The organism is Bradyrhizobium icense, assembly GCF_001693385.1.
GTDB lineage: Bacteria > Pseudomonadota > Alphaproteobacteria > Rhizobiales > Xanthobacteraceae > Bradyrhizobium > Bradyrhizobium icense.
On the sequence record NZ_CP016428.1, the window covers coordinates 1,260,586 to 1,275,145 of the forward strand.

The 14,560-nt window shown below is 62.9% G+C and carries 14 protein-coding genes; 10 read left to right on the forward strand and 4 right to left on the reverse strand.

Annotation, left to right across the window (positions count from 1 at the left end):
- Positions 1-123 precede the first annotated feature (123 nt).
- Positions 124-528: a nuclear transport factor 2 family protein gene (locus LMTR13_RS06040; protein WP_065727091.1), complete on the forward strand. Its 405-nt coding sequence runs from the start codon at positions 124-126 to the stop codon at positions 526-528.
- 156 nt (positions 529-684) lie between these two features.
- On the opposite strand, the gene LMTR13_RS06045 is transcribed toward LMTR13_RS06040, so the two are convergent.
- A complete protein-coding gene (locus tag LMTR13_RS06045) occupies positions 685-1,062 on the reverse strand; it encodes a PRC-barrel domain-containing protein (protein ID WP_065727092.1) in 378 nt (125 codons plus the stop codon).
- Between the two features lie 316 nt (positions 1,063-1,378).
- Here LMTR13_RS06045 and LMTR13_RS06050 point away from each other — a divergent pair, with 316 nt between their 5' ends.
- The gene (locus tag LMTR13_RS06050) at positions 1,379-2,413 is read left to right on the forward strand and encodes an IS110 family RNA-guided transposase (protein WP_065732464.1); all 1,035 of its coding nucleotides are present in this window, start codon (positions 1,379-1,381) and stop codon (positions 2,411-2,413) included.
- 274 nt (positions 2,414-2,687) lie between these two features.
- Here the strand turns inward: LMTR13_RS06050 and LMTR13_RS06055 are convergent, their stop codons facing one another.
- Positions 2,688-3,236 (reverse strand): cupin domain-containing protein, encoded by a 549-nt coding sequence (locus LMTR13_RS06055; RefSeq protein WP_028347208.1) that lies wholly within the window; start codon positions 3,234-3,236, stop codon positions 2,688-2,690.
- Positions 3,237-3,390: 154 nt separating this feature from the next.
- On the opposite strand from LMTR13_RS06055, the gene aptA reads away from it, so the two are divergent.
- Positions 3,391-4,719 carry an omega-aminotransferase AptA gene (gene aptA, locus LMTR13_RS06060; protein WP_065727093.1) on the forward strand — a complete coding sequence of 443 codons (1,329 nt, stop codon included), beginning with the start codon at positions 3,391-3,393 and terminating at the stop codon, positions 4,717-4,719.
- 63 nt (positions 4,720-4,782) lie between these two features.
- Positions 4,783-6,048: a D-amino acid dehydrogenase gene (locus tag LMTR13_RS06065; protein WP_065727094.1), complete on the forward strand. Its 1,266-nt coding sequence runs from the start codon at positions 4,783-4,785 to the stop codon at positions 6,046-6,048.
- Between the two features lie 209 nt (positions 6,049-6,257).
- On the opposite strand, the gene LMTR13_RS06070 is transcribed toward LMTR13_RS06065, so the two are convergent.
- Together LMTR13_RS06070 and LMTR13_RS06075 are read right to left on the reverse strand one after the other, a co-directional pair.
- Positions 6,258-8,579, reverse strand: a complete 2,322-nt coding sequence (locus LMTR13_RS06070; RefSeq protein WP_065727095.1) for a molybdopterin guanine dinucleotide-containing S/N-oxide reductase — start codon at positions 8,577-8,579, stop codon at positions 6,258-6,260.
- Complete coding sequence (locus LMTR13_RS06075; RefSeq protein ID WP_065727096.1) at positions 8,576-9,256, reverse strand: cupin domain-containing protein; 681 nt, start codon at positions 9,254-9,256, stop codon at positions 8,576-8,578. The genes LMTR13_RS06070 and LMTR13_RS06075 overlap by 4 nt, the downstream gene beginning before the upstream one ends.
- A gap of 165 nt (positions 9,257-9,421) precedes the next feature.
- Between LMTR13_RS06075 and LMTR13_RS06080 the strand changes: the two genes are divergently transcribed.
- From LMTR13_RS06080 to LMTR13_RS06105, 6 genes are all read left to right on the forward strand, one after another.
- Positions 9,422-10,189, forward strand: coding sequence for an ABC transporter substrate-binding protein (locus LMTR13_RS06080; RefSeq protein WP_083218778.1), 768 nt, complete (start codon positions 9,422-9,424; stop codon positions 10,187-10,189).
- On the forward strand, positions 10,189-10,842 hold the full coding sequence (locus LMTR13_RS06085; protein WP_065727097.1) for an amino acid ABC transporter permease: 654 nt from the start codon (positions 10,189-10,191) through the stop codon (positions 10,840-10,842). The genes LMTR13_RS06080 and LMTR13_RS06085 overlap by 1 nt, the downstream gene beginning before the upstream one ends.
- Complete coding sequence (locus tag LMTR13_RS06090) at positions 10,839-11,570, forward strand: amino acid ABC transporter ATP-binding protein (protein ID WP_065727098.1); 732 nt, start codon at positions 10,839-10,841, stop codon at positions 11,568-11,570. Before LMTR13_RS06085 ends, LMTR13_RS06090 begins: the two co-directional genes overlap by 4 nt.
- Before the next feature lie 16 nt (positions 11,571-11,586).
- Complete coding sequence (locus LMTR13_RS06095) at positions 11,587-12,879, forward strand: NAD(P)/FAD-dependent oxidoreductase (RefSeq protein ID WP_065732466.1); 1,293 nt, start codon at positions 11,587-11,589, stop codon at positions 12,877-12,879.
- 77 nt (positions 12,880-12,956) lie between these two features.
- Positions 12,957-13,559 (forward strand): MarR family winged helix-turn-helix transcriptional regulator, encoded by a 603-nt coding sequence (locus LMTR13_RS06100; RefSeq protein ID WP_065727099.1) that lies wholly within the window; start codon positions 12,957-12,959, stop codon positions 13,557-13,559.
- Positions 13,549-14,517, forward strand: coding sequence for a Bug family tripartite tricarboxylate transporter substrate binding protein (locus LMTR13_RS06105; RefSeq protein WP_065727100.1), 969 nt, complete (start codon positions 13,549-13,551; stop codon positions 14,515-14,517). Before LMTR13_RS06100 ends, LMTR13_RS06105 begins: the two co-directional genes overlap by 11 nt.
- Positions 14,518-14,560: the final 43 nt, after the last annotated feature.

A 14,560-nucleotide genomic window follows, 5' to 3' on the forward strand; every position in this document is an offset into this window, starting at 1 on the left:
ATTCAGCCATTTCCTGACTTTTTGGCTCAAATCCTTGGCGGGGTACCCCGAATGCGCCGCCCGCGCGTTGCGCAGATCAGTTATGGATCGCGTTTTCACCCAAAATGCGTAAGGAGGGTGCAGATGAGCGAACAGGAGAACCGACAACTCGTTGAGCAGGCCTACGCAAAGTTCAAAGCCGGCGACATCCCGATGCTGTTGCAATCCATGTCAGAGGACATCACGTGGCAATTGCCACAGGTTGAAAACGTGCCATTAGGTGGCAAGCGACAGGGACGCGACGCGGTCGGCGAGTTCTTTTCGACGCTCGCCAGCCTAATGGACGTTCGTTCTTTCGAGCCACGTGAGCTCATTGCTCAGGCAGACAAGGTCGTCGTGCTCGGTCATTACGACTGGCAGGTCAAAGCCAACGGGCGGACCTGGGAGAGCGACTTCGCGCACGTCTTTACCGTCCGTGGCGGCCAGATCGTAGCTTTTCAAGAATACATGGACACGGCCGCGACTGCCAAAGCCTTTAATCAAGCTTGAGCAATTGCGGACATCGGCAAGCGGTTGCATGTTGTGCCGTCGCCCCGGCTCGAGCGCGCCAAACGGAATATCTTTCGCGCCGCCGGGGCTGGCCGACCGGTTCCTCAATGGGTCAGCAGGCACTGACAACCGAGAATTTTCAGATGCTGCCTAGCGTTATAGACCTCCTCGCCCTTCCCAGTACGTAGGCATCCCGTAGTGCCGGTGGGTGCGCGTTTCCCAGTCTCGATCCTGCCAGGAGTCATCGCTGAACTCCGGCGCGTCCCTCAGCTGTTGCTCGGTGATATTGGTTCGAAAACCACCAAGCGACGTATCAAATGTCAGGGCGCTCCACGGGATGGGATAATGGCTGTGGCCCAATCCGACAAATCCGCCAAAGCTCATGACGGCATAAGCTACGCGACCTGATACCTTGTCGATGATGAGGTGATCAATCTCACCGATGTTCTTTCCATCTGCTCCATAAACCTCGGTTCCATGAATGTCTTCGCTTGAGATGCATTGATGATCCGGATGGGCTGTTGCGCGGGCCATGGCTCGGCTCCCTTCACAAGAGTGAATTTTCGTCGACATAACTCGACCGCTACGGGGGTCGTTCCTGGCAGCGGAGAACATTTCACAGCACGGCCAGGGGTTTTGGTGCGGCGCAGGGAGCCTGAGCGTTCGCCTCCAATCGTAGTGTCCGCTATTGGCGGGACATGCCGGTGGGCGATTACGAGGTGTGCTGCCGCAAAGGCGGAGACGGCTGCCATTCAGAGCGCTGCAGCGGATTTATGATGGGGTGGACGCCCCGCCGACGGCATCGATGTGCCAAAGTGGAGATGTTGAGCACCACTTAAGGGAGGCGTCCGTGTCAGAGGTTATCATAATCGGTCTGGATATCGCCAAGCATGTTTTTCACGCGCACGGAGCGGATGAGCGGGGTCGAGCGATATTCAGCAAGCGGATCAGCCGAGGAAAGCTGCTGGATTTCTTCGCAGCCCAGCCGAGTTGCACGGTAGCGCTGGAGGCATGTGGCGGAGCACATCACTGGGCCCGTCAGCTCACCCAACTCGGCCATGAAGTTCGGCTGATCCCGCCCGCCTATGTAAAACCGTTCGTGAAGCGGCAAAAGAACGACGCGATCGATGCCGAGGCGATCTGCGAGGCAGCGCAGCGGCCGAGCATGCGGTTCGTGGCCGTGAAGAGCGAGCAGCAACAAGCGGCGGGTCTGGTGTTTCGGACCCGTGATCTGTTAGTGCGGCAGCGAACCCAGCTCATCAACGCGATTCGGGGACACCTCACTGAATATGGTTGGGTCGCGCCCAAGGGACCATCGCATGTGGCGATGCTTGCCGACCTGATCGAGGAAGAAGAGATGGTCAGCTCGCTTCCAGAAGCGGCCCACACCATGTTCCGAGTGATGTTAGACCTGCTCGCCGGCCTCAATGGCAAGATCGCGGATCTCGACAAGGAGATCGCCCGACGTGCCCGCGAGGACGAAGTATCGCGAAGGCTGATGACCATTCCCGGCATTGGCCCAATCTCCGCTACCGCGATCACCGCTCTAGCACCGCCGGCCGAGACCTTTGCCAAGGGCCGGGACTTTGCCGCCTGGCTGGGTCTTACGCCTCTTCAAAGATCGACAGGCGGCAAGCAGAAGCTCGGTGCGACATCCAAAATGGGTGAGCGCACACTCAGGCGCCTCCTCATCATCGGCAGCAGCGCCGTCGTGCAGCAGGCAAGCAAACGGGGCGCACCAAAGGGTTCGTGGCTCGAACAGATGCTGGCTCGCAAACCACGCATGCTGGTAACCGTCGCGCTCGCCAACAAGATGGCGCGGATTGTCTGGGCACTACTTGTAAAGCAGGAAAACTACAGAGCTCCGGTCGCCGCCAAGGCGTAAGCCTAGTGGGCCTGAGGTCGTCAGAGATGTAGTCGGTCGAAGGAGGGTATGGCGCAACAGTCGGCGAGACGGGGCCGGAAGAACCAGATGTACTCATCGTGCCTGGAGCACGTATTTATGATTTGGTTCCGGTCCGCGAACTCCCATACGGGCCCGCAGCTCCATCGCTGCATCAGAGGCCGGACAGATGGCAGCATCCGACTACGCGCCAATCTTCTTCAAAAACCGCTTGCATCTCGCGGGGCGTCCACAGATGAGTGCGCGCTTTGGCTTCTCAAAACGTCGGCGGCGTGCAGGCGCTGATCACTTCACACGGTTTTCCTCCGACGCAGCGGAAGCGGTGCGGGCGGCGGCTTTCGAAATAATAGGCGTCGCCCGGGTCGAGGATACGGCGCTCGTCGTCGACGGTCACCTCGAGCCGGCCGCTCACCACGATGCCGCCTTCCTCGCCGTCATGGGTCAGCGGCACCCGCCCGGTGTCGCTACCCGGCTCGTAGCGTTCTTTCAGGATCTGCAACGCGCGGCCGAACAAATTGTCCCCGACCTGGCGGTAGGAGATTGGCTGCTTGCCGATTTCGGTCAGCTCATCGGAGCGGTAGAACGCCTTGCGCGGCCGCTCCGGCTCGATCGCGAAGAATTCGGCGAGCCCCATCGGCAGCCCGTCGAGGATCCGCTTCAGCGCGCCGACCGACGGGTTCATCTGGTTCGATTCGATCAGCGAGATCGTCGAATTGGTCACGCCGGAGCGCTTTGCCAGCTCGCGCTGCGACAGCTTGTGCCGGGCCCGGACGAAGCGGAGTCGCCCACCGATATCGACGCTCATCGAAAATCCCTGTTGCAGATGTTTCGGATCGAACAAATATGCCCCGACGGGGTGAGCAAAATCAATGGGTTGCAGGAGTGCAGAAAAGGACTTGTTGTGGCTTCCCGAGCGTGGCCCGGTGGTATCTTGAGCTGCCAGCAAAGGAGCTAGACCCGTGACCGTTCACCAAAAGCCGAACACCCTGCAGACCGACTCGTTCTGGATGCCTTTCACGGCCAACCGGCAGTTCAAGAAAGCGCCGCGCCTGTTCGCCTCCGCCGAGGGCATGCACTACACCACCGTCGACGGCCGCAAGGTGATCGACGGCTCCGCCGGTCTCTGGTGCGTCAATGCCGGCCACGGCCGCCGCCAGATCGCGGCTGCCGTCGAACGGCAATTGATGAATCTCGACTTCGCGCCCTCGTTCAACATGGGCCATCCGCTGGCGTTCGATTTTGCCGAGCGGCTCACCGAGATCGCGCCGAAGGGGCTCGATCGCGTCTTCTTCACCAATTCGGGCTCGGAATCGGTCGATACCGCGCTGAAGATCGCGCTGGCCTACCAGCGCGCCATCGGGCAGGGGACGCGGACGCGCCTGATCGGCCGCGAGCGCGGCTATCACGGCGTCGGCTTCGGCGGCATGTCGGTCGGCGGCATGGTGGCGAACCGCCGCGCGTTCGCGACCCATCTGCCCGGTGTCGATCACATCCGTCACACCCATGATCTCGCCCGCAACGCCTTTGCCAAGGATCAGCCCGAGCATGGCGCCGAGCTTGCCGACGATCTTGAGCGGATGGTGGCGCTGCATGGCGCCGATACCATCGCCGCCGTCATCGTCGAGCCGGTGCCGGGCTCGACCGCCGTGCTGCCGCCGCCGAAGGGCTATTTGAAGCGGCTGCGCGAGATCGCCGACAAGCACGGCATCCTGCTCATCTTCGATGAGGTCATCACCGGCTTCGGCCGCCTCGGCACGCCGTTCGCGGCGGATTATTTCGGCGTCACGCCCGACATGATGACGACCGCCAAGGGCATCACCAACGGCACCGTGCCCTGCGGCGCGGTGTTTGCCAGCCGCAAGATCCACGACGGGCTGATGACCGGGCCTGAGGGCACGATCGAGCTGTTCCACGGCTACACCTATTCGGCGCATCCGACCGCCTGCGCCGCGGGCCTGGCGACGCTCGACATCTACAAGGACGAGGGGCTTTTGACGCGCGGCGCGTCGCTGGCCGAATACTGGCGCGATGCGCTGCATTCGCTCAAAGGTCTGCCCAACGTGATCGACATCCGCAATTGCGGCCTGATGGGCGCGGTCGAAGTCGCGCCGCGCAAGGACGGCGTCGGCGCGCGTGGCTATGACGTGATGGTCGATTGCTTCAATCGCGGGCTTTATTTGCGCATGAGCGGCGACAGCTTTGCGATGTCGCCGCCCCTGATCGTCGAGAAGAGCCATGTCGACGACATGGTTTCGATCCTCGGCGATGCGATCAAGCGCGTGGCCTGATCCTTGCTCGCAAGGAAAGACAGAAGCCGCGGCGACATTGCCGCGGCGGATGCGTGAGGAATCGTGAAGACAATCGTTCTCGGCAGTGGCGTGATCGGCGTCACCACAGCCTATTATCTGGCGCGCGCCGGCCATGAGGTTGTCGTCGTCGACCGTCAGGCGGAGCCTGCACAGGAAACCAGCTTTGCCAATGCCGGCGAGGTCTCGCCCGGCTATTCGTCGCCCTGGGCCGGCCCCGGCGTGCCGGTGAAGGCGATCAAGTGGCTGTTGATGCGGCACGGGCCGCTGGTGATCTGGCCCAAGCTCGATCCTGTCATGTGGATCTGGGGGCTGAAGATGCTGCGCAACTGCACGGCAGAGCGCTACGCGGTCAACAAGAGCCGGATGATCCCGATCGCCGAATACAGCCGCGATTGCTTGCGAGCGTTGCGCGCCGAGATCGGCATCACATATGACGAGCGCAGCCGCGGCACGCTGCAGCTTTTCCGCAAGCAGAAGCAGCTCGACTCGACCGGCGACGACATCGCGGTGCTAAAGCAATATGGCGTGCCGTACGAGCTTTTGGATCGCGCCGGCTGCATTGGCGCGGAGCCCGCGCTCGCGGCCGTGAAGGAAAAATTCGTTGGCGGGCTCCGGCTGCCGCAGGACGAGACCGGCGATTGCCATATGTTCACGCAGGCGCTCGCCAAGGAAGCAGCAAAGCTCGGCGTGCAGTTCAAGTTCAACACGACGATCGAGCGCTTGGTCGCGGACGGCGGCAAGATCACCGGCGTGGTCACCAGCGCAGGCCTGTTGCAGGCCGACGCCTATGTCGCAGCGCTCGGAAGCTGGTCGCCGCGATTGCTCAAACCGATCGGCATTTCCGTTCCGGTCTATCCGGTGAAGGGTTATTCGATCACGGTGCCGGTCACCGATCCCGACGGCGCGCCGGTGTCGACCGTGATGGACGAAAGCTACAAGGTCGCGATCACGCGGCTGGGGGACCGCATACGCGTCGGCGGCACCGCGGAAATTTCCGGCTATTCGAATACGCTCGATGCGGCGCGGCGGGCGACGCTGGATCATTCGCTCTCCGACATGTTTCCGCGCGGCGGCGACCTGAGCAAAGCCAGCTTCTGGTGCGGCCTGCGCCCGATGACCCCGGACGGGCCGCCGATCATCGGCGCAACGCGCTACAGCAATCTGCACCTCAACACCGGCCACGGCACGCTCGGCTGGACCATGGCCTGCGGATCGGGACGGGTGATGGCGGATCTGATATCGGGGCGGAAGCCGGATATCGATGTAAGCGAGCTCAATGTGAGCCGCTACGATCAGCGGTTTGGCTAGCGCTGTCATTCCGGGATGGTGCGCGAGCACCAGACCCCAGATGCGCAATTGCGCATCGGGGAATCTCGAGATTCTCGGGTATGCAATGGCATACCCTAGTTCGATGCTTCGCATCGCCGCGGAATGACGACCCAACTCTACACACCCACGGCACGACCGCCTTGGCATCATGGGCGGAATAGAAGACGCGGCTGGTGTCGCCGCCGTCATCACTTCTGGTCGGGCGGATCGAAGGCTCGAATCGGAGGCAGCTCTCCCTCATACTTCTCGCACTCGACTACCGTCACCTGACCGCAGCAACCTTGCGCGAGCCGCGACGTGCCGATGTCGCGCGTGAGCACGTTCGGGTTGCCATGAACGCAAAGCGGATGTTCTGCTGCGCCGGCTTCTGGATCGTACCAGGCGCCGGTGGACAATTGCACCACGCCGGGCATCACGTCGTCTGAAACGGCGGCGGCGGCCAGACACGCACCGCGATCGTTGAACAGGCGGACGATGTCGCCATCCGCGATGCCGCGGCGCGTCGCGTCGACGGGGTTGAGGCGGATGGCTTCCCGGCCGGCAATTTTCCTGGACTGGCTGTAGGCACCGAAGTCGAGCTGGCTGTGCAGCCGGGTCGCCGGCTGATTGGCGATCAGCGTCAACGGGTGGTGCGAATCCGGCGGTTCGGTCGACGGCAGCCATGCCGGATGGGGCGGGCAATCGTCATAATCGTAGCCTGCGATGGTTTCCGAATAGATCTCGATCTTGCCGCTCGGCGTGGGCAGCTTGTTCTTGACGGGATCGTTGCGGAAGGCGCGCAGAAAGCCGCCGTCATCGGGGGCCGATGGCAGCGCGAGCTCGCCGCGTTGCCAGAATTCATCGAAATCCGGCGCATCCCAACCGGCATCGGCAAGCGCACGCCGCGTCGGTTCGTAAAGATGGGCCAGCCATTGCCTGGTATCGCGTCCTTCCGTGAAAGCCTGTTCGACGCCCAATCGCCGCGACAGCGCGGCAAAAATATCGAAATCGTCACGCGCTTCGCCGATCGGGTCCACGGCCTTGCGCATCGCGACCAGCCTTGGATCGGTGCCTGCGGCGCCGATATCGTCGCGCTCCAGCGTCATGGTCGCCGGCAACACGATGTCGGCAAACTTCGCCATCGGTGTCCAGGCGCTCTCGTGCACGACAATGGTTTGCGGGACATTGAAGGCCCGCCGCAGCCGATTGATGTCCTGGTGATGATGGAACGGGTTGCCGCCCGCCCAATAGATCAGCTTGATGTCGGGATACCGCATCGTGCGGCCGTTGTATTCGAACGCTTGTCCCGGATTGAGGAGCATGTCGGCGACACGTGCGACCGGGATGAAGTCGGCCGTGCCGTTCTTGCCTTGCGAGAGCGTCGGGATCGGAACCGCATTGAGACGACGGCCGGTGTGGCCGAGCGCACCGAGCGCGTAATTATATCCGCCGCCGGGCAGGCCGATCTGGCCCAGCATGGCCGCGAGCACCGCGCCCATCCATACCGGTTGCTCGCCATATTGCGCCCGCTGCAGCGAATGCGAGACCGTGATCAAGGTGCGTCCGCGCGGCAGCCGGCGGGCGACGTCGACGATCGTGCCGGCCGGAATGCCGGTAATGTCGGCGGCCCATGCCGCGTCCTTTGGCGTATGATCGTCGCGGCCGAGCAGATAGCGTTCGAAGATATCGAAGCCGGTGCAACAGCGCGCTACAAAGCCGCGATCCCACAGATTTTCGACAAGGAGCGTGTGCGCGAGCGCCAGCATCAGCGCGACATCGGTGCCGACCTTGATCGGCATCCACCGGGCGCCGGCCTCTTCCGGCATGTCGTCGCGCAAAGGGGCGATGCCGTAGAAGACGGCGCCGCGGCGCGCTGCCCTTTGCATCGCGTCGCGCTCGATGTGCCGGCTGATGCCGCCACTTGCGACGTCCGAGTTTTTCAGCGCCATGCCGCCGAAGGCCAGCACCGTGTCGGTGTGCTCGGCGATCTGATCCCACGTCACGTTGTGACGCGAGACGGCTTCGTAGCTGCCCATCACATGCGGCAGGATCACGGCCGAGGCGCCGGCGCTATAGCTGTTCACCGAACGCACATAGCCGCCGAACGCGGTGTTCAGAAAGCGGTGAACCTGGCTCTGCGCGTGGTGGAAACGTCCGGCGCTGGACCAGCCATAGGAGCCGCCGTAGACCGCGGCGGCGCCATGTTCGATTCGGATCCGCGACAATTCGCCCGCGAGCAGGTCGAGCACTTCGTCCCAGGGGCACGCAACGAATGTCTGGTCGAAGGTGCGCACAGCGGGTGCGCTTCGGTCCAGCCACGCCTTGCGCACCATCGGCCGCAGGATGCGGGCCTTGTGGCGCATCGCCGTGGTGAAATTCCGCAACATCGGGGAGGGCGCCGGGTCGTGCTCGTACGGCTTGATATCCAGCGTCGCGCCGTTCCACCGTGCCGAGAAAGCGCCCCAATGCGCGCTGTGTGGGCTCCAATCCTCTCGGGCTTGATCCATTCCTTGTTCCAGACCGTCGTTCATGACGCCTGCGTCACGCAATTCACCCACAGCACGACCGCTTTCGCATCTTTCGCGGGATTTGAGAAGCGGTGCGGGCGGCGGCTGGCAAAGCGAAAGCTGTCGCCAGTCCTGAGCGACCAGGTCTCGGCGTCGACTGTCAGCGTCATCTCACCTTCCAGCACCAGCCCCGCTTCCTCGCCGTCATGCGTGTAGAGTTCGTCGCCGGTGTTGCCGCCGGGCTCCAGGTGCACGAGAAACAGGTTGAGGCGGTTTTCCGCACCCGCCGGGCTCAGCAACTGCTTTGAAATCCCCGTGCGCCACAGTTTCAGTTCGGCGCGCTGCAACTGGCGCGTCACCACGCTGGAGGCCGCGTCGTCATTGGGCTGCGAGCCAAACAGCGCGGCGATGCCGACGCCGAGTACATCGGCGAGCGTCGCCAGCACGCGAAGCGAGGGCGATGACAGGCCGCGCTCGATCTGGCTGAGAAAGCCGATCGACAGGTCGGTCTTCGCTGCAATCGTCTCCAGCGAAAGCTTGTGTTCGCGGCGCAAGTCGCGAATGCGGCGGCCGACCGCAAGGTCCATCGCCGGCTCGGCTGGTCTGGCGGCAGTCTTCGCCCTCGACCTGGCCGTCGCCTTTCCGGCGGCCCTCGCCTTGGCCTTGAACGCCGGTTTCTTTATTCGCTTGCCGCCGCTCACGTCAGGACCGCCTTCTTCATGTGCATGAAAATCGCTTGCAAACCCCGGGGAAGTGTGACCACAATTTCATATTAGTGAAAATAGGCCTGAACGGCGTTGCCCGCAACTCTTTGGTTTAGGGCGCGGGCAGGGCCGGGGCGGTGTGCAGTTTCAGGAGGTGGTGCGATGGCTCTGAAGCGTCTCGTTCAGGCCGCAGTGGCGGCCATTGTTCTCACAGCCGCAATGCCGGCATCGGCGCAAAAGGTATTGAAGGTGGGTTCGACGCCGACCGGCGTGCCCTTCACCTTCCTCGATACCAAGACCAACAGCATTCAGGGCATTATGGTCGATCTCATCACGGAGATCGGCAAGGACGCCGGCTTCCAGGTGCAGATCGAGCCGATGCAGTTCTCGACCCTGATTGCTTCGCTCACGTCCAACAAGATCGACATCATCTCGGCGGCGATGTTCGTCACCCCGGCGCGCAAGGAAGTGATCGATTTCTCCGAACCGTTTTACAGCTACGGCGAAGGCCTGCTGGTGCCGAAGAGTGACACCAAGGCGTACGCCAAGCAGGACGATCTGAAAGGCGAGGTGGTCGGCGCGCAGGTCGGCACGGCATTCGTCGATGCGCTGAAGAAGTCGGGCCTGTTCAGCGAGGTGAAGGCCTACGACACCATTCCCGATATTCTGCGCGATGTGAACGCCGGCCGCCTCAAGGCCGGCTTCGCCGACTATCCGATCCTCGCCTATAATCTGAAGCAAGGCGGTTTCCCCGAGGCGCGCATCGTCGAGAGCTACAAGCCTGCAACCGTCGGCGCGGTCGGCATCGGCGTGCGCAAGGGCGACACCGAACTGCTCGCCAAGATCAACGCCTCGCTCGCAAAACTGAAGGCGAACGGCACCGTCACAAAGATCCTCGATAAATGGGGCCTGAAGGCGCAGGGGGCCTGATGCAAGCCTTCTGGCGCGACGCGGTCGAGTTCCTGCCGATCCTGATGAGCGGCGTGGCGCTGACGATCATCGTCACGATCGGCTCGCTCTTGCTGTCCACCGCGCTCGGCCTGGTCTGGGCGTTGATGCGGGTATCCGGCATCGGCATCTTCACAGGCTTCAGCGCCGGGCTGATCAACGTCATCCGCGGCATTCCGATCATCGTGATGTTGTTCTATCTCTACTTCGTGATGCCGGAACTCGGCCTCACGCTGACCGCGCTGCAGGCGGCAATCCTCGGTCTAGGCATCGCCTATTCGGCCTACCAGGCGGAGAATTTCCGCGCCGGCATCGAGGCGATCGACAAGGGACAGATCGAGGCGGCGCAGGCGATCGGCATGGGCTGGTGGGCGACCATGCGCCGCGTGGTGTTGCCGCAGGCGGTTAGAATCGTGCTGCCGCCCTACGGCAACATCATGATCATGATGCTGAAGGATTCGTCACAGGCTTCGACCATCACGGTCGCCGAGCTCGCGCTGCAGGGCAAGCTGATCGCGTCCTCCACCTTCAAGAACACCAGCGTGTTCACGCTGGTGGCGCTGATGTATCTCACCATGAGCATCCCGCTCATTCTTCTGGTCCGTCACTTCGAGAAGCGCGCGGGCCATAAATGATCGAGCTCACCAACGTTCACAAGAGTTTTGGCAAGGTCGAGGTGCTCAAGGGCATCACGGCTTCCGTCGAGAAGGGCGAGGTGGTCTGCATCGTCGGCCCCTCGGGCTCCGGAAAGTCCACCATCCTGCGCTGCATCAACGGGCTGGAAAGCTATGACGGCGGCGATATCCTCGTCGAAGGCGCGCGGGTCGACCGCAACGCGCCCTCGATCGTTGCGATCCGGACGCAGGTCTCGATGGTGTTCCAGCGCTTCAACCTGTTTCCGCACCGTACCGCGCTGGAAAACGTCATCGAGGGACCGGTCTATGTGAAGAAGGAGCCGCGCCCCGCGGCGCTCGAGCGTGGCCGCGCGCTGCTGGCGCAGGTGGGGCTTGCCGAAAAGGCCGACAGCCATCCGCCGCAACTCTCCGGCGGTCAGCAGCAGCGCGTCGCGATTGCCCGCGCACTTGCGATGCAGCCGAAGGCGATTCTGTTCGACGAGCCGACCTCCGCGCTCGATCCCGAGCTGGTCGGCGATGTGCTGTCGGTGATGCGCAAGCTCGCCGACGACGGCATGACCATGGTCGTCGTCACCCACGAGATGGGGTTTGCCCGGGATGTCGCCGACCGCGTGCTGTTCATCGATGGTGGCGTGATCGTCGAGCAGGGACCTGCGAAATCGGTCCTCAACCAGCCGCAGCATGCGCGCACGCAGGATTTTTTGCGACGCGTGCTGCATCCGCTCTAAGCATCCGGTTACGATGATGAACGCGCCCGCACCATTGCCGCTGCCGCCAAGTCTCTACGCCGATACGGCGGTCGCGCCAACACCGACGCCGCCGCTCGATGCGGACAAGAAGGTTTCCGTCGCGATCATTGGCGGCGGCTTCACCGGCCTGTCCACCGCATTGCATCTGGCCGAGCGGGGCGTGAATGCGATCGTGCTGGAAGCGCAACAGCCGGGCTGGGGCGCATCGGGCAACAATGGCGGCCAGGTCAATCCGGGCCTCAAGCACGATCCCGACCAGATCGAGGCCGATTTCGGCGCCGAGCTCGGCGGCCGCATGATCGCGTTTTCCTACGGCACCACCAACTACACGTTCGAGCTGATCCGCCGCTACCAGATCGCCTGCGAAGCGCGGCAGAACGGCACGCTGCGCGCGGCCTATAACGAGCCGAGCGCCGCGGCAATCGAGAACACGGCAAAGCAATGCATCCGGCGCGGCATGCCGGTGACGCTGCTGAATCGCGAGCAGATGCGGGAGATGACCGGCACCGACCGCTATCTCTGCGCCATGCTGGACGATCGCGGCGGCGACCTGCATCCCCTGAGCTACGCACGCGGGCTGGCGCGCGCCGCGATCGCGGCCGGCGCAGCCGTGCATGGCGAGACGCCGGCGCTCTCCTTGTCGCGTGAAGGCGCGCAGTGGCGCGTTGAGACGCCGCGCGGGATCGTGCGCGCCGAAAAGGTGCTGCTGGCAACCAACGGATTCACGGATGATCTTTGGCCGGCGCTCCGCCGCACCATCGTGCCGGTGTTTTCGTCGATTGCCGCCACCGCGCCTTTATCTGAGGAGGTCGCGCGCGAAATCATGCCGACGCGCTCGGTGTTGTACGAGAGCGGACACATCACGGTGTATTACCGGATCGATGCGCATAATCGTTTGCTGATGGGCGGACGCGGGCCGATGCGCTGGATCAGCAAGCCTAGCGATGTCGCCTATCTCATCCGCTATGCCGAACGGCTGTGGCCGCGGCTGAAAGGCGTGACCTGGACGCATGGCTGGAATAGCCGGCTCGCGATCACGCCCGATCATTATCCCCATGTGCATGAGCCGGCGGAGGATCTTCTGATCTCGCTCGGCTGCAACGGCCGCGGCGTCGCGCTCTCGACCGCGATGGGCGCGCAACTGGCACGCCGTCTCGTCGGCGGCAGAGATGCCGTGATGGATATGCCGATCTCAGGCATCAAGCCGATGGCGATGCACGCGTTCTGGCCGCTCGGCGTCACCGCGGCCGTATTGGCCGGGCGGGTGCGGGACCGGCTGGGCCTATGACTCGTCGCATCAACAGCTAGAGAGAACAGCCGGCTGGCCCGTAAGCAATCCAATTGACAATCTATTTCGTCATAAGTATGATCATCAAATATTTGATGATAATGGACTACTGCATGCGTCCTGCAGCCAAAAACCCGCACTACGAGCCTGCACCGCTGATCCTTGGGCGTGGCGGCGTTCCACTCCGCCGCATTTTGGCGCCGCTGGTACGACGGCTCCAGCAAATCTGCCAAAGCATGATCGCCGAGGCGCTGGAGGACGCAGGCCTGGTGCAGCTTGAGTTTGCCTTGCTGGCATTTGTCGATGACGTGCCCGGCATCAGCCAGCAGACGCTGTCAGAAGCGCTGGGAATCGACCGAAACAACGTCAGCCTCATCGCCGACAAGCTTGAAGCGCGCGGCCTTCTGATGCGGACGGTGAACGGCGCCGATCGCCGGGCTCGCGAACTCCATATGACGCCCGAGGGCAGGAAACTGCGGCGCCTCTGTATTCCGCGGGTTCGCCAGGCCAACGATCGAATCCTGACGTCGCTGAAGGCCGGCGAGAAAGAACTCTTTCTCGACATGCTGGTGCGCGTGGTGGAAGCCAATCGAGTGCACGCACGCCCCGGGGGCGGACGGCGCAAGCGCGGATCGGTCAAATCTCCACAGACAAAAGGGAGGCCAAGCCATGCTACGTAGAGCGCTCGTCGTTCTGACTTCACTGTTTGCGATGGCAATCGTCTGCGCCTCGGAGCCCGTTCGCGCCGAAACGTGGCCGCAACGCACGGTCAAAATCATTCTGCCGCTTCCCGCCGGTGGCGGTACTGATGTGGCGGCGCGCCTCTTCGCCGAGGAGCTTTCTCGACGGTGGGGACGGCCCGTAGTCGTCGAGAATCGTCCCGGGGCAGACGGCATTGTGGGCGTCACAAGTTTCGTCAATGCCAATGATGACCATACGTTGCTGTTTTCATTCGCAGGTCCGATCTCGATCAATCCGTTGATCCACGACAAACTGCCATACGACCCGGTTCGCGATCTGGTGCCGATCGCGGCCGCGATCGACAATTTCTTCGGAATTGCGGTGTCGACGTCGAGCGGGGTGCAGACGATGGATTCGTTCATCACGGCGGCGCGGGCTTCTCCCGAGCGATTTAACTGGGCCGCAACCGCGGGTCTGCCGCACTATATCTTTCTGGCGCTGCAGAAGAAGAACGGACTGGCACTGACGCAAGTGCCTTATCGTGAGTTCGCGCCGGCAGTGCAGGATCTGGCCGAAAATCGCATTCAGGTGTTGGTGACGACGCCGTCCTTCATGCTGCCGGCGGTCGCAAGCGGCAAAGCAAGGCTGCTCATGGTCACCAATCGACAACGCTCGCCGCTCGCCCTGGATGTGCCGACCGCGGAAGAAGCTGGATTCCCGGAACTAACCTTCGAGGGTGTCGTGGGCTTCTTCGGCGGACGCAACTTGCAGGCTGCGGTTCGCGACAAGATTGCCGACGACGTCGCTGCCGTGGGCAGAAATTCTGAAGTTAGTACTCGGCTGCGGGCGGCTGGCGTCGAGGTCCGCATCCTGATGCCTGCGCACTTCGCCGGCGCCATTGAAGAGCAGCGCACCAAGGTGCGCCAGATCGTGTCGAGCGCTAAGGTCGCCCGCTGATCGTGTGGCGATTGCCGGAAGCGAATCGAGGAGGTCGAGCGAT

Bases quoted from the DNA above. Each gene is read 5' to 3' on its own strand.
- LMTR13_RS06040 (WP_065727091.1), top strand. From the start codon at position 124: ATGAGCGAACAGGAGAACCGACAACTCGTTGAGCAGGCCTACGCAAAG.
- LMTR13_RS06045 (WP_065727092.1), bottom strand. From the start codon at position 1,062: ATGGCCCGCGCAACAGCCCATCCGGATCATCAATGCATCTCAAGCGAA.
- LMTR13_RS06055 (WP_028347208.1), bottom strand. From the start codon at position 3,236: ATGAGCGTCGATATCGGTGGGCGACTCCGCTTCGTCCGGGCCCGGCAC.
- LMTR13_RS06070 (WP_065727095.1), bottom strand. From the start codon at position 8,579: ATGAACGACGGTCTGGAACAAGGAATGGATCAAGCCCGAGAGGATTGG.
- LMTR13_RS06080 (WP_083218778.1), top strand. From the start codon at position 9,422: ATGGCTCTGAAGCGTCTCGTTCAGGCCGCAGTGGCGGCCATTGTTCTC.
- LMTR13_RS06085 (WP_065727097.1), top strand. From the start codon at position 10,189: ATGCAAGCCTTCTGGCGCGACGCGGTCGAGTTCCTGCCGATCCTGATG.
- LMTR13_RS06090 (WP_065727098.1), top strand. From the start codon at position 10,839: ATGATCGAGCTCACCAACGTTCACAAGAGTTTTGGCAAGGTCGAGGTG.
- LMTR13_RS06095 (WP_065732466.1), top strand. From the start codon at position 11,587: ATGAACGCGCCCGCACCATTGCCGCTGCCGCCAAGTCTCTACGCCGAT.
- LMTR13_RS06100 (WP_065727099.1), top strand. From the start codon at position 12,957: ATGATCATCAAATATTTGATGATAATGGACTACTGCATGCGTCCTGCA.
- LMTR13_RS06105 (WP_065727100.1), top strand. From the start codon at position 13,549: ATGCTACGTAGAGCGCTCGTCGTTCTGACTTCACTGTTTGCGATGGCA.